Annotated in this window: 17 protein-coding genes; 13 read left to right on the forward strand and 4 right to left on the reverse strand. The window is 64.0% G+C overall.

The genetic code is table 11. The features are described from left to right. Nucleotides 1–7: 7 nt before the first annotated feature. The 12 genes from GE253_RS19325 (at nucleotide 8) to GE253_RS19380 (ending at nucleotide 15,615) form a co-directional block, all read left to right on the forward strand. Nucleotides 8–238: a DUF433 domain-containing protein gene (locus tag GE253_RS19325; RefSeq protein WP_029012880.1), complete on the forward strand. Its 231-nt coding sequence runs from the start codon at nucleotides 8–10 to the stop codon at nucleotides 236–238. Then, a complete protein-coding gene (locus tag GE253_RS19330) occupies nucleotides 235–603 on the forward strand; it encodes a DUF5615 family PIN-like protein (protein WP_153205783.1) in 369 nt (122 codons plus the stop codon). Before GE253_RS19325 ends, GE253_RS19330 begins: the two co-directional genes overlap by 4 nt. A gap of 154 nt (nucleotides 604–757) precedes the next feature. Then, nucleotides 758–3,619 carry a formate dehydrogenase subunit alpha gene (fdhF, locus tag GE253_RS19335; RefSeq protein ID WP_153205784.1) on the forward strand — a complete coding sequence of 954 codons (2,862 nt, stop codon included), beginning with the start codon at nucleotides 758–760 and terminating at the stop codon, nucleotides 3,617–3,619. Further along, entirely contained in the window at nucleotides 3,616–4,449 is an 834-nt protein-coding gene (gene fdhD / locus GE253_RS19340) for a formate dehydrogenase accessory sulfurtransferase FdhD (protein ID WP_211101522.1), read from the forward strand. The genes fdhF and fdhD overlap by 4 nt, the downstream gene beginning before the upstream one ends. Further along, nucleotides 4,439–4,654 (forward strand): formate dehydrogenase subunit delta, encoded by a 216-nt coding sequence (locus tag GE253_RS19345; protein WP_153205785.1) that lies wholly within the window; start codon nucleotides 4,439–4,441, stop codon nucleotides 4,652–4,654. Before fdhD ends, GE253_RS19345 begins: the two co-directional genes overlap by 11 nt. A 94-nt stretch (nucleotides 4,655–4,748) precedes the next feature. Next, complete coding sequence (locus GE253_RS19350) at nucleotides 4,749–6,404, forward strand: OFA family MFS transporter (protein WP_153205786.1); 1,656 nt, start codon at nucleotides 4,749–4,751, stop codon at nucleotides 6,402–6,404. Between the two features lie 129 nt (nucleotides 6,405–6,533). After that, a complete protein-coding gene (locus tag GE253_RS19355; RefSeq protein ID WP_153205787.1) occupies nucleotides 6,534–7,196 on the forward strand; it encodes a hypothetical protein in 663 nt (220 codons plus the stop codon). A gap of 312 nt (nucleotides 7,197–7,508) precedes the next feature. Continuing rightward, the gene (locus tag GE253_RS19360; RefSeq protein ID WP_153205788.1) at nucleotides 7,509–8,696 is read left to right on the forward strand and encodes an efflux RND transporter periplasmic adaptor subunit; all 1,188 of its coding nucleotides are present in this window, start codon (nucleotides 7,509–7,511) and stop codon (nucleotides 8,694–8,696) included. A 15-nt stretch (nucleotides 8,697–8,711) separates the two neighbouring features. After that, a complete protein-coding gene (locus GE253_RS19365) occupies nucleotides 8,712–11,849 on the forward strand; it encodes an efflux RND transporter permease subunit (RefSeq protein WP_153205789.1) in 3,138 nt (1,045 codons plus the stop codon). Nucleotides 11,850–11,853: 4 nt separating this feature from the next. After that, on the forward strand, nucleotides 11,854–13,293 hold the full coding sequence (locus GE253_RS19370) for an efflux transporter outer membrane subunit (RefSeq protein ID WP_153205790.1): 1,440 nt from the start codon (nucleotides 11,854–11,856) through the stop codon (nucleotides 13,291–13,293). Nucleotides 13,294–13,346: 53 nt separating this feature from the next. Continuing rightward, a complete protein-coding gene (locus GE253_RS19375) occupies nucleotides 13,347–13,985 on the forward strand; it encodes a TetR/AcrR family transcriptional regulator (RefSeq protein ID WP_153205791.1) in 639 nt (212 codons plus the stop codon). Between the two features lie 595 nt (nucleotides 13,986–14,580). After that, nucleotides 14,581–15,615, forward strand: coding sequence for an MraY family glycosyltransferase (locus tag GE253_RS19380; RefSeq protein WP_153205792.1), 1,035 nt, complete (start codon nucleotides 14,581–14,583; stop codon nucleotides 15,613–15,615). Between the two features lie 112 nt (nucleotides 15,616–15,727). Here the strand turns inward: GE253_RS19380 and GE253_RS19385 are convergent, their stop codons facing one another. From GE253_RS19385 to GE253_RS19400, 4 genes are all read right to left on the reverse strand, one after another. Then, nucleotides 15,728–17,260: a hypothetical protein gene (locus GE253_RS19385; RefSeq protein WP_153205793.1), complete on the reverse strand. Its 1,533-nt coding sequence runs from the start codon at nucleotides 17,258–17,260 to the stop codon at nucleotides 15,728–15,730. After that, nucleotides 17,260–18,018 (reverse strand): ABC transporter ATP-binding protein, encoded by a 759-nt coding sequence (locus GE253_RS19390; protein ID WP_153205794.1) that lies wholly within the window; start codon nucleotides 18,016–18,018, stop codon nucleotides 17,260–17,262. The genes GE253_RS19385 and GE253_RS19390 overlap by 1 nt, the downstream gene beginning before the upstream one ends. A 162-nt stretch (nucleotides 18,019–18,180) precedes the next feature. Then, nucleotides 18,181–18,660: a peptidylprolyl isomerase gene (locus tag GE253_RS19395; protein WP_153205795.1), complete on the reverse strand. Its 480-nt coding sequence runs from the start codon at nucleotides 18,658–18,660 to the stop codon at nucleotides 18,181–18,183. A gap of 94 nt (nucleotides 18,661–18,754) precedes the next feature. Continuing rightward, nucleotides 18,755–19,372: a peptidylprolyl isomerase gene (locus tag GE253_RS19400; RefSeq protein WP_247878755.1), complete on the reverse strand. Its 618-nt coding sequence runs from the start codon at nucleotides 19,370–19,372 to the stop codon at nucleotides 18,755–18,757. A gap of 114 nt (nucleotides 19,373–19,486) precedes the next feature. On the opposite strand from GE253_RS19400, the gene GE253_RS19405 reads away from it, so the two are divergent. Further along, complete coding sequence (locus GE253_RS19405) at nucleotides 19,487–21,589, forward strand: hypothetical protein (protein ID WP_153205796.1); 2,103 nt, start codon at nucleotides 19,487–19,489, stop codon at nucleotides 21,587–21,589.

A 21,589-nucleotide genomic window follows, 5' to 3' on the forward strand; every position in this document is an offset into this window, starting at 1 on the left:
TCGGATCATGCCGATATTGGACCGGATCACCCAGGAGCCGGGTGTCATGGGTGGCAAGCCCTGTATCCGGGGCAAGCGGGTTACGGTGGGTCTGTTGGTCGGGCTGGTCGCGTCTGGCCAGGAGATCGACAGCATCCTGGCTGATTACCCCTATCTGGAGCGCGATGACGTGCTGCAGGCCCTGCGCTATGCCGCCTGGCGGTCGGAAGAACGCGAAATCACCCTCGCGTCGGCATGAAGCTGCTGATCGATATGAACCTGCCACCCCGGTGGGTGCAGGTTCTGCAGGCCGAGGGGATCGAGGCGCAGCACTGGTCCAGCATTGGGCTGATGGGGGCACCCGACCGGGAGATCATGGCCTATGCGGCCGCCCATGGGCTGGTCGTGCTGACCCACGATCTGGATTTCAGCGCCATGCTGGCCGCGACGGGCGGGGCCAAACCCAGCGTCGTGCAAATCCGCGCCGAGGATGTTCGACCGGAGGCGATTGGCCCGGCTTTGGTGGCGGCCCTGCGCCAGATGGAACCCGATCTGGAGGCCGGTGCGCTGGTGACGGTGGAGCCCAAGCGCGCCCGGCTGCGCCTGTTGCCCTTGCGGGGCTGAAGCCCTCGCTCTCCCCCTCCTGCTACCGTCACCCCGGCGAAGGCCGGGGTCCAGTCTCACAGGCGCATTGCTCTACGAATCTGGATCCCGGCCTGCGCCGGGATGACGGCATTGCTTTGCCTAAGCATCAGCTTTCCCACCCCCGGAGGAACCCATGACCCTGATCCACGAGATCGACTATGGCACGCCCAGGTCCAAGTCGGAGAGCATGGTCAACCTTACCATTGACGGGGTGGAAATCAGCGTGCCGGAAGGCACTTCCGTCATGCGGGCGGCCATGGATGCCGGCATCCAGGTGCCGAAGCTGTGCGCCACCGACATGCTGGATGCCTATGGTTCCTGCCGGCTCTGTCTGGTGGAGATTGAGGGGCGCAACGGCACGCCGGCATCCTGCACCACACCTGTCGCCCCTGGCATGAAGGTGGCAACCCAGACGCCCAAGCTGGCCAAGCTGCGGCGCGGGGTGATGGAGCTTTACATCTCCGACCATCCGCTGGATTGCCTGACCTGTGCCGCCAATGGTGATTGTGAATTGCAGGATATGGCCGGGGCCGTGGGCCTGCGCGAGGTGCGCTATGGCACCGAGGTTGAAACCCATCTGGGCCAGGAAAAAGATACCAGCAACCCCTATTTCACCTTCGATCCCAGCAAATGCATTGTCTGCGCCCGATGCGTGCGGGCGTGTGAGGAGGTGCAGGGTACCTTCGCGCTGTCCATCGCCGACCGGGGCTTTGCGTCCAAGGTGAATGCCGGGGCGGGACAGGATTTCCTGTCGTCGGATTGCGTGTCCTGCGGGGCCTGCGTGCAGGCCTGCCCGACGGCGACACTGATCGAAAAATCGGTCATCGAGATCGGCCAGCCCGAACATTCCGTCGTCACCACCTGCGCCTATTGCGGGGTCGGCTGTTCCTTCAAGGCGGAAATGCGTGGGAATGAGCTGGTGCGCATGGTCCCCTATAAGGATGGCAAGGCCAACCGGGGCCACTCCTGTGTGAAGGGCCGCTTCGCCTGGGGCTATGCCACGCACAAGGAACGTATCCTGAAGCCGATGGTGCGGGCCAAGATCACCGATCCCTGGCAGGAAGTGACCTGGGATCAGGCGATTGCCCATGTGGCATCCGAATTCAAGCGCCTGCAGGGCCAATATGGCCGCAATGCCATTGGCGGCATCACCTCATCGCGCTGCACCAATGAAGAAACCTATCTGGTGCAGAAGCTGATCCGGGGTGGCTTCGGCAATAATAATGTCGATACCTGCGCCCGCGTCTGCCATTCCCCCACCGGCTATGGGTTGAAGACGGCGTTTGGCACCTCTGCCGGTACGCAGGATTTTGACTCGGTGGAACAGGCCGATGTGGTGGTGGTGATCGGGGCCAACCCCACCGATGGCCACCCGGTCTTCGGCTCCCGCCTGAAGAAGCGGCTGCGCCAGGGGGCCAAGCTGATCGTTATTGATCCGCGCCGGATTGATCTGGTGCGCCAGCCGCATGTGGAAGCCTCCTTCCATCTGCCGCTGCGCCCCGGCACCAATGTGGCGGTGCTGACGGCTCTGGCCCATGTCATCGTCACCGAAGGGCTGGTGAACGAGGCGTTCGTGCGCGAACGCTGCGATTGGGATGAATTTACCGACTGGGCGGATTTCGTCTCCGACCCGCGCCACAGCCCGGAGGCGGTGGAACAATATACCGGCGTGCCGGCAGAGCATCTGCGCGGTGCCGCCCGGCTTTACGCCACGGGCGGCAATGGCGCGATCTATTACGGCCTGGGCGTGACCGAGCATAGCCAGGGTTCCACCACCGTGATGGCGATTGCCAATCTGGCCATGGCCACCGGCAATCTGGGCCGGGAAGGGGTGGGGGTGAACCCGCTGCGCGGGCAGAATAATGTGCAGGGTGCCTGTGACATGGGGTCGTTCCCGCATGAAATGTCGGGATATCGCCATGTGGCGGACGATGCGACGCGGGAGATGTTTGAAAATCTCTGGGGCGTGACCCTGGATAATGAACCGGGCCTGCGCATCCCCAACATGCTGGATGCCGCCGTCAGCGGCAGCTTCAAGGGGCTGTATGTGCAAGGGGAGGATATTGTCCAGTCCGACCCCAACACCACCCATGTCGCCGCTGGGCTGGCGGCCATGGAATGCGTGGTGGTGCAGGATCTGTTCCTGAATGAAACGGCGAATTACGCCCATGTCTTCCTGCCCGGCAGCACGTTTTTGGAAAAGGATGGCACCTTCACCAATGCCGAACGCCGCATCAACCGCGTGCGCAAGGTGATGCCGCCGCGCAATGGCGCTGGTGGGCCGGGGCTGGCGGATTGGGAAATCACGGTGGCCATCGCCAATGCCATGGGCTTCCCGATGAATTACAAGCACCCGGCGGAGATCATGGACGAGATCGCCGCCGTCACCCCCAGCTTCAAGGGCGTGTCTTACGCCAAACTGGAAGAACTGGGTTCCGTGCAATGGCCCTGCAACGACAAGGCGCCGGAAGGCACGCCCGTCATGCATATTGGCGGCTTCGCCCGCGGCAAGGGTAAGTTCGTCATCACCGAATATATCCCGACCGACGAGAAGACGGGGCCGCGCTTCCCGCTGCTGCTCACCACCGGGCGCATCCTGTCGCAATATAATGTCGGCGCGCAGACAAGGCGCACCGCCAACACGGTGTGGCATCAGGAGGACCGTCTGGAAATCCACCCGCATGATGCCGAACAGCGCGGCGTGCGCGATGGTGATTGGGTGCGGCTGCAAAGCCGGGCAGGGGAGACCACGCTGCGGGCGCTGATCACCGACCGGGTGGCGCCGGGTGTCGTCTACACCACCTTCCATCACCCGATGACCCAGGCCAATGTCGTCACCACCGATTATTCCGATTGGGCCACCAATTGCCCGGAATATAAGGTGACGGCGGTGCAGGTATCGCCCAGCAATGGCCCCTCTGACTGGCAGGAGCGCTATCAGGCCCATGCCGACCTGTCACGCCGCATTTCCGGCCATGTGAGTGCGGCGGAATGAGCGATCGCCCCCTCCCCCAAGCCGTAAGGATGACCCCCGGTCAGGCGTGGCGGGCGGGGGAAATGCAGCCACATCAACGCCATCTGGCGGAGGAAACCCCGGTTGCCTTCAGCTATGACGGGGCCGCCCATGCGGTGATGATGGCGACCCCGGCAGACCTGGAGGATTTTGCGGTCGGCTTTAGCCTTACCGAAGGCATCATCGACCAGCCCTCCGCCATCCGGGAACTGGAAGTGGTGCCGGTGCCCGATGGGGTTAACCTGCGCCTGTGGCTGGAACCGGCGGCGGCTGAACGGGCGGAGAGGCGTCGCCGGCGCTTGGCCGGCCCTGTCGGCTGCGGCCTGTGCGGAATTGAGAGCTTGGCGGAAGCCAACCGCGCCTTGCCCAAGGTTGCAGCGGAACCCCGTTTCACCCCCGCACAGGTGACGCTTGCGATGGCGCAACTGGCGGCCTTGCAGCCGTTGAACCAGCAAACCCGTGCCGTTCATGCCGCCGCCTTGTGGACGTCCCAGGCCGGCATCGTCGCTGTGCGGGAGGATGTGGGGAGGCATAATGCGCTGGACAAGCTGGCCGGCGCCCTGGCAGGCGCTGGTATCTCCCCGGCTGCCGGCATCCTGCTGCTGACCAGCCGGGTATCGGTGGAAATGGTGCAGAAGGCGGCCAGCATCGGGGCGCCCGTCATTGCCGCCATTTCCGCCCCCACCGCGCTTGCCGTGCGGCTGGCGGAAAAGGCCAACATCACACTGGCCGCCATTGTGCGCGGCCCGGAATTTGAGCTGTTCACCCATTCCCATCGTATCGACGGAAAGGCAAAGGCCGATGTCGCCTGACAAGCTGGTCAGCATGGCCAACCAGATCGGCAAATTCTTCGCCACCCAGCCGGGCGACAAGGCCGCCGCTGGTATCGCCGACCATATTCGCAGCTTCTGGGATCCCCGTATGCGTCAGGCGATTTTCGCGCATCTGGATGCGGGTGGGCAGGGGCTGGACCCGCTGGTGCGCCAGGCATTGGAAAGTCTGCGCATCCAGGCGTGAGGTTTTGGCACCTCGCGCCCCCGGCACGGTGCGCTATAAGCGCCGGCCGTAAGTGACTGAACAGGCAGGAAACTGGACCAGGAGGCGTGACGAGATGAGTGCTGCCAATCCCCCTTATGATATGGACGGTGTGGGTCTGCTGGACAAGCAGCGCATCATCGCCCAGCCGGGCTTCAACCGCTGGCTGGTGCCACCCGCGGCCCTGGCCGTGCATCTGTGCATCGGCATGGCCTATGGTTTCAGCGTGTTCTGGCTGCCGCTCAGCCGGGCTCTGGGTGTCACGGCCCCGGTTGCCTGCACCGACATGAACGTCTTCACGGCCCTGTTCACCACCAGTTGTGACTGGCGGGTGGCGGACCTGTCGATCATGTATACTTTGTTCTTCGTCTTCCTGGGCTGTTCGGCGGCGGTATGGGGAGGCTGGCTGGAAAAGGTTGGCCCGCGCAAGGCCGCCTTTGTCGCGGCACTCTGCTGGTGTGGCGGCATGGTGATCGCCGCCTTCGGCATCATGACCCATCAACTCTGGCTGATGTGGCTGGGCTCGGGCGTCATTGGCGGGATTGGGCTGGGGCTGGGTTACATCTCTCCGGTCTCCACGCTGGTGAAATGGTTCCCCGACCGGCGCGGCATGGCCACCGGCATGGCCATCATGGGCTTTGGCGGTGGGGCCATGATCGGCGCGCCGCTGGCCGATATTCTGATGAATATGTTCCGCAGCCCCACCTCAGTTGGCGTGTGGCAAACCTTCCTGGTGCTGGCCGCCGGCTATTTCGTCTTCATGGTGGCCGGGGCCTTTGGGTATCGCATTCCGCCGGCCGGCTGGCGCCCGGATGGCTGGGCCGCACCGCCCCCAAGCGGTAAGGTTATGATCACCCATGGCCATGTGCATCTGCGCGATGCCCATAAAACCAAGCAGTTCTGGCTGATCTGGGCCGTGCTCTGCCTGAATGTCTCTGCCGGTATCGGCGTGATCGGTATGGCCTCGCCCATGTTGCAGGAAATCTTCGCCGGTTCCCTGATCGGATCGCCCGATGTGGGCTTCAATGCGCTGGATGAAGGTCAGCGCAAGGCGGTGGCGGCCATTGCCGCCGGCTTTACCGGCCTGTTGTCGCTGTTCAATATCGGCGGCCGCTTCTTCTGGGCTTCGCTGTCCGACAAGATCGGTCGCAAGGCCACATATTTCACCTTCTTCGCCCTGGGCATCGTGCTCTATGGGCTGGCGCCCTGGGCGGCCCATGCCGGTTCGGTGGCGCTGTTCGTCGCCTTCTTCTGCATCATCCTGTCCATGTATGGCGGCGGCTTTGCTACCATCCCGGCCTATCTCGCGGATATTTTCGGCACCCAGTTCGTGGGCGCCATCCATGGCCGTCTGCTGACGGCCTGGGCGACGGCCGGCATCATCGGGCCGTTCGTCGTCACCTTCATCCGCGAAGCCCAGATTGATGCCGGGGTGCCGCGCGATCAGGTCTATGATTTTACCATGTATATCCTGGCCGGGATGCTGGTGCTGGGCCTGCTGGCCAATCTGGCTGTGCGACCCTTGGCGGAAAAATGGTTCATGCCTGACAGCGAAGTGGCGGCCCTGCAGGCCTCTGCCCGCGCCGCTGCCGCCCATCAGGTGACCGGTTCGTTCGGCATCGGCAAGGGTGGGCTGGATGGCAGGGCGGCGTTGGCTTGGCTGGCGGTGGGTATCCCCATCCTCTGGGGTGTCTGGGTTACCCTGCAGAAGGCAGCCGTGCTGTTCCATTGAATGGTTGGGGCAGGTGTCGGTGGGAACCCGGCCCCTGCCCCCAAGCGGTAAGGATACGGAAAAGCATCGTCATCTGGCGGAACTGGCGATAGAAAAGGGCACAAAGCCAAATCCTGCCATGAGGGTTCCATGTTCGCGCGTTTTGCCGCTTCGCTGCTGCTGGGGATGGTGCTGGTCGCAGTCCCCGCCCTGGCCCAGGCGCAGACCAGCCCTGCCGCCCCGGCTGGCCAGACCAAGCAGGCCAAGGTGGAGGGTTTCCGCAATGCCCGCTTCGGCATGAATGAGGAAGAGCTGCGCAAGGCGATCGCCAAGGATTTCAACCTGACCGGCGATGCGGTGCAGAAGGTGGAAGACCCATCGGAACGCACCACGGCCCTGCTGATCAAGGTCAAGGATCTGCTGCCGGACAGCGGCGTGGGCGTGGTTGCCTACATCATGGGCTACAAATCCAAAAAGCTGTTCCGCGTCAATGTCATCTGGGGCCGGGAAGCCGGATCGGACACCAAGGCCGAAAATATCGTCGCGGCCGCCAATGCCCTGCGTAACTTCCTTACCGATCAGGGCTATAAGCCTGACACGCTGGTGCTGAACCACCCGCTGGATGGCGACAATGTGCTGGTGTTCCAGGGCAAGGATAACCAGGGCCGCTTGACGGAACTGGTGCTGAGCCTGATCACCGAGAAGGCCGACAAACCCAATGCCCAACCGGTGGTGAAGGGGGCGAATCTGCGGCTTTCCTATGTTGAAAAGCCGACAGCCCCCGACATCTACCGTATCGATGGCGGTTTCTGATCCGGGTCATCCTTACCGCCTGGGGGATATCAAGCATTTGTTTTAAAAGGGAATTGTGCAGCGCGTTAAAAAACAGCAGCCTCTGTGAGCCGGATCACAGAGGCTGTTTGCATTTGAACCCATAAGTGCCGGTATAGAAATGTACCCGTCAGTACAGTATCTTTCCGTCCGGCCTATTGCCATGGTGATAGGGGCGGCGGCGCAAAGAAATCTACCTGTGTTGCCGGATGCATGATACATCCGATATCGGATGTAATTTGACAACCGCGCGTCCGACGCGGGAAACGACCGATCACTGGGGATCACCGCACCATGCCCACCCTCTCCCGCCTCAAAGGGCCGCTCGCGCTCGGTAGCGTCCTGCTGTTACTGACCGCCTGCGGCAATGAACAGCATCCCATGGGCCCGATGGGGCCAGTGGAGGTGGGGGTGGTCACCCTGTCTGCCAAACCCTATACGCTGACCACGGAATTGACCGGCCGCATTACCGCCTTCCAGGTGTCCGAGGTGCGGCCGCAGGTGGGCGGCATCATCAAGAAGCGCCTGTTTGAGGAGGGCAGCACTGTCCAGGCTGGCCAGCCCCTCTATCAGATCGATCCGGCCACCTATAAGGCGGCTGCCGCGGAGGCTGAAGCCAATCTGAAAAGCGCCCAGGCCCAGGCGGTTGCCACCCGCGCCAAGGCGGAGCGTTACCGTGAACTGGTACGTGTGCGCGGCGTCAGTCAGCAGGATTACGATGATGTCGTTGCCACGCTGGGCCAGCAGGAAGCGGCGATTGCCTCTGCCAAGGCAGCGCTGGACACGGCGCGGATCAATCTCGGCTATACCGAGGTAAATGCGCCGATCGCCGGCCGTATCGGCCGCTCGCGCTTTACCGAGGGTGCCCTGGTCACCGCCGGTCAGGCGGACATGCTGACCAACATCACCGACCTGTCCAAGGTCTATGTCGATCTGACCCAGTCGGCGGAAGAGATTTCCGCGCTTCGCCGGCAGATCGCCAATGGCCAACTTTCCATGCCAGAGGGCGGCAAGCTGCGGGTCACCCTGCTGATGCCTGATGGCAGTGAATACGCCGAAGCCGGCACGCTGGATTTCTATGAAGTCACCGTCGATCAGACGACGGGCATGGTGACCCTGCGCGCCACCTTCCCCAATCCGCGCCAGGAACTGCTGCCCGGCATGTTCGTACGTGCCCGTGTGGAACAGGGTGTGATGGCTGATGCCATCCTGGCGCCGCAGGTCGGCATCCAGCGCGTCGCCGGTGGTGCCGCCATCGCCATGGTGGTGGGGGCAGACAACAAGGTGCAAATGCGCCCGGTTGAAACCCGCCAGGCTGTCGGTGACCAGTGGCTGGTGACCAAGGGCCTGGCCGCCAATGAACGGATCATCACCGAAGGGGTGCTGAAGGCGGCTCCCGGTGCGGAAGTGAAGCCCGTACCGGCTGGCCAGAAGCCGGCTGCCCCTGCCGCCGGTGCTGCACCCCAGGGCCAGGCCCACTGATCGGAGCGCCGCATCATGGCAAAATTCTTCATCGACCGCCCGGTCTTCGCCTGGGTGCTCGCGATAATCGTTATGTTGGCCGGCGCGCTTTCCATCATGCGCCTGCCGATCGAACAATATCCGGCCATCGCGCCGGTGACCATTTCGGTTACCACCTCTTACCCCGGTGCTTCGGCGGAGACGTTGGAGCGCACGGTGACCCAGGTTATTGAACAGAACCTGAAGGGCATCGATAATCTGCGCTATATCTCCTCTACCAGCGACAGCTCCGGCGCCGTCTCCATCAACCTGACCTTCAATGCCGGCACCAATGGCGATATCGCCCAGGTGCAGGTGCAGAACAAGGTGCAGCCGGCGCTGGCCAGCTTGCCGGCGGAAGTGCAGCAGCGCGGCGTGGTCGTGGCCAAATCGTCGGCCAGCTTCCTGATGGTGGCGGCTTTCGTTTCCACCGACGGGCGGCTGAACGATGCCGATATCGGTGACTTCGTCGCCTCACGCATTCAAGATCCGATCAGCCGCGTCAACGGTGTTGGCAGCATCCAGGTGTTCGGTGCCTCCTATGCCATGCGTATCTGGCTGGACCCGAACAAGATGGCCAGCTATGGCCTGACTGTGGCGGAGGTTTCGGCTGCCATCAAGGCGCAGAACGCCCAGGTCTCGGCAGGCCAGATCGGTGGCACGCCCTCGCCCAAGGGCCAGCAGCTCAACGCCACTATCACCGCCCAGACCCGCCTGCAGACGCCGGAAGAGTTCGGCGCCATCCTGGTGCGCACCAATACGGACGGCTCCACCGTCCGCCTGCGTGACGTGGCGCATGTGGAATTGGGGGCGGAAACCGCCGATTTCGTGTCGCGTTATAACCGGATGCCAGCCGCCGGTTTTGCCATCAACCTTGCCACCGGCGCCAATGCGCTGGGGACGGCAGAGGCGGTAAAAACGGCAATCGAGGGTTTACGCCCGATCTTCCCGGCCGGGGTGGATGTGGCCTATCCGTTCGAGACGACGCCCTTCGTCAAGCTCTCGATCAAGGAAGTGGTGAAGACCCTGGCGGAAGCCGTGGTGCTGGTCTTCCTGGTAATGTACCTGTTCCTGCAGAGCTTCCGTGCCACCATCATCCCCACCATCGCGGTGCCGGTGGTGTTGCTGGGGACGTTTGGCATCCTGGCGGCGTTCGGCTTCACCATCAACACCCTCACCCTGTTCGGTGTGGTGCTGGCCATCGGCCTGCTGGTGGACGATGCCATCGTCGTGGTGGAAAATGTTGAGCGCGTGATGGCGGAGGAGGGGCTTTCCGCCCGCGAAGCCACCCGCAAATCCATGGAACAGATCACCGGCGCCCTGGTGGGTATCGCCATGGTGCTGTCGGCCGTGTTCGTGCCGATGGCCTTCTTCCCCGGTTCCACCGGGGTGATCTATCGCCAGTTCTCCATCACCATTGTGTCCGCCATGGCGCTGTCGGTGCTGGTGGCTATTGTTCTGACGCCCGCTTTGTGCGCCACCTTGCTGAAAAGCCAGGCGCATCATGAGCGGAAGGGCTTCTTCGGCTGGTTCAACCGCACCTTTGACCGCAGCAACCGCCGCTATGTCTCAGTCACCGACCGGCTGGTAAACCGGCCGCTGCGCTACCTGCTGTTGTTCGTGGCCATTGTGGGGGGCCTTGCCTTCCTGTTTACCCGCCTGCCCAGTTCCTTCCTGCCGGAAGAAGACCAGGGCATCATCTTCGCCCAGGTGATGACACCCTCCGGCTCCACCCAGGAACGCACCCTGGAAGCGGTGAAGAAGGTGGAAGATTACCTGATTGGTCAGGAAGGCAAATATATCAACGGCGTCTTCTCCATCGCTGGTTTCTCCTTCTCCGGTCAGGGGCAGAATACCGCCATGGTGTTCGTGAACCTGAAGGACTGGAAGGAGCGCGGTAACAAGGAAGGCCGGGCCCAAGCCATCGCCATGCGCGCTATGGGGGCCTTCATGATGACCATCAAGGACGCGTTGGCCTTTGCCTTCACGCCGCCGGCCGTGTTGGAATTGGGTAACGCCACTGGCTTCGACCTGCAGCTGATTGATGAGGGGGGCGTCGGCCACGCGAAACTGCTGGAAGCCCGCAACATGTTCCTGGGCATGGCCGCCAAGAATCCCGCGCTGGTCAATGTCCGCCCGAATGGCATGGAAGATGCGGCCCAGTTGAAGGTGGATATCGACAAGGTGAAGGCGGCGGCCCTGGGGCTCAACCTCGCCGATGTCAACAGCACGCTCAGCAACATGTGGGGTTCGGCCTATATCGACGATTTCGTTGATCGCGGCCGTGTGAAACGAGTCTATCTGCAGGCCGAAGCCCAGTTCCGTATGTTGCCGCAGGACATCAATCTGTTGCATGTCCGCAACGCAAAAGGCGAGATGGTGCCCTTCTCCGCCTTCGCCAAGGCTGAATGGATCCATGGGCCGGTGCGTCTGGAACGGTTCCAGGGCAGTTCGGCGATGAATATCCAGGGCGAACCAGCACAGGGCTATTCCTCGGGCGCCGCCATGACGGCGGTGGCGGAGATTGTCGCCAAGCTGCCGCCCGGTATCGGGCTGGCCTGGACGGGCCTGTCCTACGAGGAACGTCTCTCCGGCTCGCAAGCCCCGGCGCTCTACGCCATCTCGATGCTGGTCGTCTTCCTCTGCCTGGCCGCGCTCTATGAAAGCTGGGCCATCCCGGTCTCGGTGATTCTGGTGGTGCCGCTGGGTGTGCTGGGGGCGGTGATTGCCGCTACCCTGACCGGCCTGCCCAATGACATTTATTTCCAGGTCGGTCTGCTCACCACCATCGGTCTGTCGGCGAAGAATGCGATCCTGATCGTGGAATTCGCCAAGGAATATTATGAGAAGGGGATGGACCTGATCCCCGCCACGCTGGAGGCAGCGCGTCAGCGTCTACGGCCGATCCTGATGACCTCGCTGGCCTTCGTGCTGGGCGTGACGCCGCTGGCCATCGCCTCGGGTGCCGGTTCGGGCAGCCAGAACGCCATCGGTATCGGCGTGGTTGGCGGTATGATCTCCGCCACCCTGCTGGCCATCTTCTTCGTGCCTATCTTCTTCGTGGTGGTGGAGAAGCTGGTCCTTCGTTTGAACCGGTCGAAGCGGCAGGAAAACCCCGCCGTCCGGGAGGGCTGATCCGATGAGAACCCATGCCAAACTTGTCCTTGCCCTGCCTTTGACCCTCTGGCTGGCCGGGTGCAGCCTGGCGCCGGAGACGGTGCGGCCGGAAACCGGCGTTGCCAGTGCCTGGCCGGCATCTGCCGGCCCGGTGATGGCGGCCGACCAGAAGGCCGCTGCCATAGCCTGGCAGGAATTCTTCCGCGATCCGGCCCTGAAGGGCCTGATCGAGCGGGCGCTGGCGAACAATGCCAATCTGGAAGAAGCCGTTGCGAATGTGGAACGAGCCCGGGCACAGTACCGCATCAGCCGGTCTGATCTGCTGCCGAAGCTGAATGCCGGTGTTTCGGCCAGCCGGCAGGGTGTGCCGGCTGCCAGCGCCGCCACCGGCCGGTCCATGGTGACCGAACAGTACCAGGCCAATCTGGGTATCACCGCGTTTGAGCTGGATTTCTTCGGCCGGGTGCGCAACCTGTCCGATGCCGCCCTGCAGAGCTTCCTGGCTACCGAGCAGGCGCAGCGTTCCACCCAACTCTCGCTGGTGGCAGAGGTAGCCAATGCCTGGCTGACCCTGCTGTCCGACAAGGCCCTGCTGCGACTGACGGACGATACGCTGAAGGCCCAGCAGGAAAGTTATGACCTGATCAAGATCGGCTTCGACCGGGGCGTGCGCACCCAGTTGGAACTGAGCCAGGCCCGGACGACGCTGGAGACGGCGCGCGCCAACCATGCACTCTATCGCCGGCAGGTCGATCAGGACATCAATGCCCTGGCCGTACTGGTCGGCGGCCCGGTGGATGCCGGGCAGGCCACGCTGGCCGCCGAAGATGGCATCTATATGCTGCCCGACTTGCCGGGCGGGCTGCCATCCGACTTGCTGGTGCATCGTCCAGACGTTTTGCAGGCGGAATATTCCTTGCGTTCCGCCAATGCTAACATTGGCGCGGCGCGGGCAGCCTTCTTCCCCAGCATCTCGCTGACCTCTTCCATCGGTACGGTGTCGGGCAGCCTGTCCAATCTTTTCGATAGCGGAACGAAGGCCTGGAGTGTCGCGCCGTCCGCCACGCTGCCGATTTTCGACTTCGGCGCCAACGAGGCCAATCTGGGCGTGGCCAAGGCCAACCGCGATATCGCCGTGGCCCAGTATCGCCAGACCGTGCGCACGGCTTTCCAGGAAGTGGCCAATGGTCTGGCGGCACGCGGCACCCTGACGGACCAGTTGCGGGCACAGGAAGGGCTGGTGGCGGCAACGCAGAGCAGCTTCGACCTGTCCCGTGCCCGCTATGAACGCGGGGTGGATGATTACCTGACCGTTCTGGACAGCCAGCGGGCACTCTATACCGCCCAGCAGAACCTGATTTCGGTCCGACTGCTGCGCCTGTCCAATCTGGTGACGTTGTATAAGGTGCTGGGGGGCGGCACGCTGGCCGGTGGAACGGCCACGGTCGACTCAATACCTTGAACGGGATAAAACCCGCCATCCCCGCGGCTGGGCGTCGTCCCAGCCGCGGGGAGATGCGGCGGCGCGCGATTCTGAACGCTGCCAGCATCGTCTTTCTGCAGAAGGGCTATGAGAAAGCCAGTCTCAGCGAGATTCTCACCCTCTCAGGCGGATCGCGCGCCACTATCTATCAACTGTTCGGCAGCAAGGACGGGCTGCTGGAGGCTATGCTGGTGGAATGCTGTCAGGCGGTGCTGGCACCGCTTTCGGCTGATGCCGTGCGCTCCCGCCCCCCGGGGGAGGTGCTGCGGGAAATGGCGGTACGGTCGGTGGACGTGCTGCTATCGCCGGCCAATCTGGCGCTGACCCGCGTGGTTCTGGCAGAAGGGCGGAAATTCCCCCATCTAACACAGGTCTTCCATGAACAGGGCTTCGTGGAGGGAAACCGGATGCTGGGCGCCTATCTGGCCGATATTTCCCGCGACGGCGCCTATTATATTCCGGACCCGGAACGATATGCCCGCATCTTTTTCAGCATGGCCTGGGGGGACGCGATGTTCCGGCTTGCGGCTGAAATGCCCGATCCGCCCACGCGGGAAGAGGTGCTGGGCGATGTCGAGGTGGCGGTGCGCATTTTTCTGGAAGGTATTCGCGGCGATGTGGGGCTGCCGGCCGCCGCTCCACGCGAAACCCGGTCCTTTCCCTCGGTATAAGCTGTGGGGAGGGGCGGATTCGCCGGACTGCTAGAGCGGATCGCGGAAAAGCGGAATCGCTTTGGAGCGGCAGGCCGATTTCGTGGGAATCGGCCAGATGCTTCCAATCAGAATCGGACGGGCAAGGGGCTTTTTCGCTGGGCTGCAAACAGCCGATGCTGCACCGCCGCTACGCGCAGGCGGTCTCGGTAATTGAGAAATACGAAAGGCTTATGCCAAGGGGCATAGACAATACCCGCACGGCTTGAGTTTTCTTTACTGTGGGCGGTTCACCTACCGAAATGGGATAGGCTGTTGGAACGGAAGAGAGAGGGAATTGTTCCAACCGGGCAGATGCCTGTCCACGAAGTTGTATTCTTGAAACACTGCTTTTAATGCAGATGAACCTTGAGCTAATGTCTTCACCGGAGGCAGCTGCTTGTGGTAAAGCAACCCTGCTTCGGCACTGCGGAACGAAGGGGCGGACCGCGGATAAACGGTAAAGTCGTTCTCCCGAACGGGGGGCTTGATGACGCTTGAGCAGAAATGCGCGGGCGGAGGAGGGCAATCCGGTCGGTAGGGGACAATTCGTAAACCCGCGCAAAAGGTGGGCAAATTGAATTATGCGATAGCTGTTGTCGTGCAGGTCGCCCTGTCTGCCCTGATCTGCCTGATGGCTCCCCGGATTGGTTCGCTGCTGGGGGTAATGGACAAGCCTGATACGTTCCGAAAATTGCACCGGGGAGCTGTTCCGCTGATTGGCGGTTTGGCTATCCTGCTGCCGGCGGCCGTGATCGGTATTGTCCTGTCCGTGATGGCTGGTGAGTGGTCTCATTGGGTGATTGTGCCGACTGCCACGGTTTTGTTCATCATGGGTATGATGGATGACCGGGCTCATCTCCCCCCTGCGATCCGTCTTTCGGTATCGCTGGTCATGTTTTCGCTGGCGGTGATCTTGTCGCCCCATCTGGCGATTCAGACACTGAATTTTGGCGACAACACGCTGGTCACGATGGCGCCTGTTGTTGGTGCCGTGCTGACAATCGTCAGCCTGGTCGGCTTCCAGTATGCCTTCAACATGAGCGATGGTGCCAACGGCGTGGCCAGTGGCGCTGCCATGATCTGGGCCCTGTTCTTCTTCTTCAGCAGTACCGGGGTGCTGGCCTGGCTGTCGCTGCTGCTGTTCTTTGGCGGCGCCGTCTTCCTGTTCTTCAATATGCGGGGCCGCATCTTTCTGGGCGATAGCGGTGCCTATGGCCTCTCGGCGGTGATCGGGCTTCTTGGGCTGGCTATTGTCAGCCAGCCGGACAGTGGCCTGACCAACATGGCGTTGATGGGGCTGTTCCTGCTGCCGGTGCTGGACTGCCTGCGCCTGATTGTCTCCCGGACCCGGGCCGGTCGCGCGCCCTTTTCCCCGGATCGGGAACATCTGCACCATTATCTGCTGCGCTGGCTGGTTTCGCCGATGCGCACGGCTGTCGTCTATTGGCTGATGGTGGGCGTCCCCAATCTGTTGGGTATGCTGGTTGGTGGTACCGGTGGTTTCATGCTGACCCTGGCCTTGACCCTGATGCTTTACCGTACTGTGATCGCCCGGACCGCTCTGGTGCCGGCGCCCAGGCCGGCTGCTATCAGCGGCGAGGCACGTTGAGCTTGGGCATTGTGTTGGGCAGACGGTCAGCGATCTGCTGATCTTGTCGCAGAATAAAGGGCCGGGGCGTAGATGCTCCGGCCCTTTATCGTTTCCCGTCGGGGCCCAAGGATCACCCCAGCTTGGCTGCGCGTGGCGGCTGGGTCAACAGCGCGGCGACGGCAAGGCCAATGGCCAACAGCAACGGCGGGATGGTCCAGACCGGGCTGGCCCAGACCGCTAGGAAGGCCAACCCGTAAAGGGCGAGAGCCAGCAGCAATTCCGCCATCAGTGTCAGATAATTGCCCTGATAGCGCTTCTGGAATGCCTTGCGCCCGCCCTCCACCGGGGCTTGGCGCATATCCAGCAGCAAGAACAGCAGGATGGCCAGAACTCCCGTCAGCCAGATGCCGACCGCCGCCATGCCATAGGCCGGCAGCAGGTAGAGGCTGACAGCGCTGAGAATGACCAGGGAGGGCAGGCCGGCCGCCAGAAGCTGATCCCCCAGCAGCTGCATCCGTGGCACCGGAGCGGTGCCCAGCAGGTCCGGTGCATCCTCCGCCACCACGGCCAGCCAGACCATCGCGCCGGCCAGCAGGCCCAGGCTGGGGGGAACAACCAGCCATCCCATGTATAACAGCGCATTCCCCGTGGTGGTGATGGTCTTGCCATGCAGGGAAAAGCCCATGGGGACGATCATCAGCCCGATGGAAAGCACCTGAGTCAGCAGGGCCGGGTCACGCCAGATCAGCCGCCATTCCTTCAACAAGACGGACAGGGTACGGCCGCGCACCCGCAACCCCATCGGTCGGCTCTTGTGGCGGCGTGGGCTGGTGTCGGCGGCCCCGGTGCTGGCGGCCAGCCGCAGGAAGGCCGGGCCGCTGAACCAGCAGATGGCGGTGAAGCCACCGATGCCGACCAGCAGCAGGATGGCCAGGGCCCCCGGCGCCCCCGCCATGGCGGCGCCCAGCCAGCGCACAGCCAGCGCAATCGGCGTATCGGCCAGCTTCAACGCTGTCTCCATGCCGGCGCGGGTACGCTCTCCGCTGCCTCCCCCCTTCATGTTCATCAGCTGCCAGGCGAGAGCCCCGCCGATACCGACAATGCCTGCGGTCACCTGGGCCACCGTTCGGGCCCGTCTTGGCCCCAGCACCCGCACCAGGCCCAGCAGCAGCAGGAAAGAGAAGGACAGGGTGATCAGGCTGAGGGTGGGCAGGGTCAGATAGCCCACCAGCCATCGCCAGGAGACAATAAGCGCCCCGCCGTTGATGAAGGGGGCGGTAAAGATCAGAACCCCGGCCGAGAGCGCGATCCAGGTTCCCATTAATCGTACCGGCAGAATGACGCGCGGCGACAGGGGGGAGGAGAGCAACAGATCGTAATCTCCCCGCGTATAGAGCCCGTTCACCAGCAATTGCAGGGCGATGGCGATATTCATCGCCATCGTGAACAGGCCGGCGCCCCCCAGCATCAGATGCAGCGCGGACGTTGGCAGGTCCATCTTGGCGAAGCCGAAGGCGGACATGATACCAATTCCATGCAGCATCAGCAGCAGCACGATGGAGCCGGCGATCATCCAGGGGCCGTTCCGCTTGGTGCGGAACGACAGGCGCAGTTCGTGGCGCAGCAGCCAGGGAAGGGAGCCAGGGCGCAAGGCGGGCAGCATCAGGCGGCCCCCCGCGTGGCGACCAGATCCAGGAATACCTCCTCCAGCGTGCCGCCGCTGCGGCCGGCCTGCTGGCGCAGGGCGTCCAGGGTGCCTTCCGCCACCAGCTGTCCATGCTGGATGATGCCGATGCGGTCCACCAGCCGTTCTGCCACCTCCATGATATGGGTGGTCAGGATGATGGTGCAGCCCGCCCGCGCCCGTTCCAGCAGCAGATCCTTCACCTGCCGGGCGATGGCGGCATCAAGCCCGGTCAAGGGCTCGTCCAGGATCAGCAGGCGCGGATCATGGATCAGCGCGCCGGCCAGGGCGGCCTTCTGCTTCATGCCGCGGGAAAAGCCTTCACAGCGTTCGTCCCGGTGGTCCCACAGTTCCAGCCGGGTCAGCAGCTTTTCCGCCTCTTCCCGGGCGTGGGTGGCATCAATGCCCCAGAGCCCGGCGACGAATTCCAGATATTCCAGCGGGGTCAGCTTGTCATAGAGCATCGGTTCGTCCGGCAGCCAGGCGATCAGGCGCTTGGCCTCCACCCCCCGGCTCTGGGTATCCACCCCGAAGACCGATATGCTGCCGGCATCCGGGCGCAGCAGCCCCACCACCATTTTCAGGGTCGTCGTCTTGCCGGCCCCGTTGGGCCCCAACAGCCCATAGAATTCACCCGGCTGGATGGAAAGGTCGATACCCTTCACCGCCTCCTTCGCGCCATATGATTTGCGCAAGGCGTGGATTTCCAGGGCAGGGCTTGCGGAATGATCAGGCATGACTGCAACCCATGTGGTGTATGACGCCACAGGATGTTAGCCAAATGACCCTCTCGGCGCAGCATAATTAACCAAGCAGCACTTGCGCCCCTTATAGGCAAACGAAAACCGCCGCCGGGTGGGCCGGCGGCGGTTCTGCGCGATCAAACCGTCTGTGTAGGATCAGGCGGCTTCGGCGTCGGCCGCCACCTGCAGCTTGATGATCTGGTCGGGTTCCTTCACCTCGCCATTGCGGCCCTGGCCGCGCTTGATGGCGTCCACATGCTCCATCCCCTCGGTCACCTGGCCCCAGACCGTGTACTGGCCGTCCAGGAAGCGGGCATCGGCGAAGCAGATGAAGAACTGGCTGTCGGCGCTGTTCGGGTTGGCCGCACGGGCCATGGAGCAGGTGCCGCGCACATGCGGCTGCCGGCTGAATTCCTGCGGCAGGTTCTGGCCGGACCCACTGGTGCCGTCACCGCGCGGGCAACCGCCCTGCGCCATGAAGCCTTCGATGACGCGATGGAAATTCAGCCCATCATAGAAGCCTTCGCGCGCCAGCTCCTTGATACGGGCGACATGCTTCGGTGCCAGATCCGGACGCAGCTCGATGGTGACGCGGCCGCCTGCCAGATCGAGATACAGGGTGTTTTCCAAATCCATCGTGTCGGTTCCTTGGTCGGTGTTTTATGGGCCGGCGCGCACAATAGCGATATGCCGGGCGGATGAAAACCGGCGCTTTATGCGATGCCGCCGTCTATTTCTTCTGGGGCTGGGGCGCGGCCGGTGCCGGTTTTCCCTCGCCATCGGCGGCGATCCAGGCGCGGACGATACGGTCAGGGTCGGTCACACGGCCATCCTTTTTCATGTCGCCGGTCTTCAGCCGGTCGACCAGATCCATCCCCTGGGTCACCTTGCCCCAGACGGTGTATTTTCGGTCCAGCTGCGGTTCTGCCCGCATCAGGATGAAGAACTGGCTGTCGGCGCTGTCCTTGTGCATTCCGCGCGCCATGGAGACGGTGCCGCGTTCATGCGGCAGGTCCGATGGCTCCAGCATCAGATAGCGGCCGCTGCCGCCGGCCCCATTGCCGCGCGGATCGCCGGTCTGGACCAGAAAGCCCTTCAGCACCCGGTGAAAGGCCAACCCATCATAAAAGCCGCGCCTTACCAGCTGGCGGATGCGGGCCACATGCAGCGGCGCCGCATCCGGCCGCATCGTGATGGTGATGCGGCCGCTGGCCAGTTGCAGATACAGAATATCCTCTGGCTTGGCCTTATAGGCGGGGGCGGCCCCTGCCGGCAGAGCCAGCGCCAGGGCCAGAGGCAGCAACAGCAGCAGGCGGCGCAGCATCGCCATGGTTTCTCCCTGATCCATTTTCTTTCCCGCCCAGACGATAACGGCCACGGCCTTGCAAGGGAACCCTTGGTGTTTACCAGCGCTGGGTGGATTTTACCTATCCGGGCGATCCGGCAAAGGGTGATGGGGCGGATGGTGCGGCAATATCGGCTTTGGCTGGTGGCAGGGCTGGTCCTTTCGGGCCTGATACTCTTCCTGGTGGGGCGGCAGATGCTGCCGGGGCTGGTGGAACGCGCCCTGACCCAGGCGCTCTGGGCGGAGGGGCTGACCGGTGCCCAGCTGACCTTGACGGAACTGGGCGATGATCAGGCCAGTGGCACCCTGCTGCTGGATACGCGCTGCGCCCCGGCCTGTCATGCCCGCTTCACTGCGGGCTATAGTCTGCCCGGCCTGTGGGGTCGGCGGCTGGATGCGCTGCTGATCAGCGACCTGTCGCTGGCCGGCTGGTCGCCGCCGCCCCTGCCGCCGGCGGGGGCGGCGCGCTGGCAATGGCCCCGTATTCAGCTGCGGGATATTCCCCTGCCGCTGCCGGACAACCCCCTGCTGCCAATATCGGCACAGGTGATGCAGGCCAGCCTGACCCCGCTGCCGGCGGGCGGCTGGCAGGCCGACGGCCAGGGGCAGCTGATGGGCGGCGGGAAGGTGCTGGCCAATCTGGCGCTGCTGGGCAGCCTGCTGCCGGGGCAGCCGCCCGAAATTGCGGTCACGGCCAGCCCGGCCGGCGCTGGCCCGCAGGCCAGAGGGACCATGCGAATCCGCTTACCTGCCGGTGCGCTGCCGGTGGGGGAGGGGCATTTGCAACTGGAGCAGCTGACGTTCTGGGGCCTCTCCCTCCTGCGGTTGGAGCTTTCGGCCCGATCCGGCACCGATGGGGCACTGGCCTTGCAGGGGCTGCTGGTGCTGCCGGACGCGGCCGGCCCCCTGCAGGCGGGCCGGCTCAGCCTGTCCCTGGTGGGCACCCCGACCCGGCTGGAAGGGCAGGTGAGTGCGGAGGGGATCGGCATCCAGGATGGCCCCCGCGACAACCGCGCCAGCCTGCCCCTGTTATTGCGCCGGGGAGCACAGAGCTGGCAGGTGGAAAGCCCGGCCGGCGGCGCGCTGTTCCTGCCCGCGCTGGGCGTGGCGGCCCATGGCCTGACCGTGACCGCCCCGGCGGCGGAGGGCGCCTTGATTCTCTCGGCCGACAGCCTGCATCTGGGCGGGCCGGCCCCGCTGCTGGTGCCGCTGCGCCCGGTGCTGCGCCTGGATCGCGGGCAGCCAGGACAATGGACGGCCAGCCTGTCGGCGACCGACCTTGCCGGGCAGTCGCTGGTACGGGGGGAGGCGGCGTGGCAGCCGGGGGGCGAGGCCCGGCTGATGCTGGAAATCCCGCCCCAGAATCTGGGGCCGGCGGGCCGGTCCCTGGATGCTCTCTCCCCCTGGCTCGCCCGCTGGCTGACGGCGGCGCGGGGGCGTGTCGGGTTGCGCCTGACCTATGCCCAGGACGTCGCCGGTTCCACCAGTGCCGCCCATCTGTTGCTGGATCAGGCGGGATTTTCCTGGAATGGCGGGCAGGTGGAGGGGCTGTCCGGCGTGCTCTGGTTCGATACGCTGTCGCCGCTGGCCATGCCGGCGCAGAATTTGTGGCTGGGCCGGCTGCAGGCGGCCGGCATGGTGCTGGATGGTGGGGCGCTGTCGGTGGAACTGCCGGGGGATGGCCAGCTGTTGGTCGGGCCGGCCCTGGTCAACTGGTCCGGCCTTGCCCTGCAGTTGGCGCCCAGCCGTTTCGCCCTGGGCAAGGCGCTGTCCCCCCTTTCCCTGACCCTTCCCGACCGCGCGGCCGGCACGGTGCTGGCGGCGCTGGGCATGGCGCCGCTGTCGGCGGAAGGGACGATTGCCGGTCGCATCGATCTGCCGCTGGATGGAAAATCCTTACCGTTTGGGGGCTTGCAGGCGGTCGGGCCGGGGCAGATCATCTGGCAGGGGGCGGAGACAGTCCCGCCTTTCCTTGACCCGCAGCAGACCGACAGTCCGGCCCTGGCGGCGGCGGCCTTGCGCCATTACCAATTTCGCCAATTGCGGCTGAGCCCGGGGGCCGACGGCCCGGTGCTGCGGCTGGAAGGCGGCAACCCGGATCTCTATGGCGGCTATGCCATGGGGTTGAGCCTGCATCTGCGCCCGCCTGCAGGTGCAGGGCCGCCCGCCCGTCCCCCGGCGCTGGACGCGGCCGTGGCGGCCTATCTGCGCGGCGGCTGA

The organism is Niveispirillum sp. SYP-B3756, from assembly GCF_009495745.1.
Classification (GTDB): Bacteria; Pseudomonadota; Alphaproteobacteria; order Azospirillales; family Azospirillaceae; genus Niveispirillum.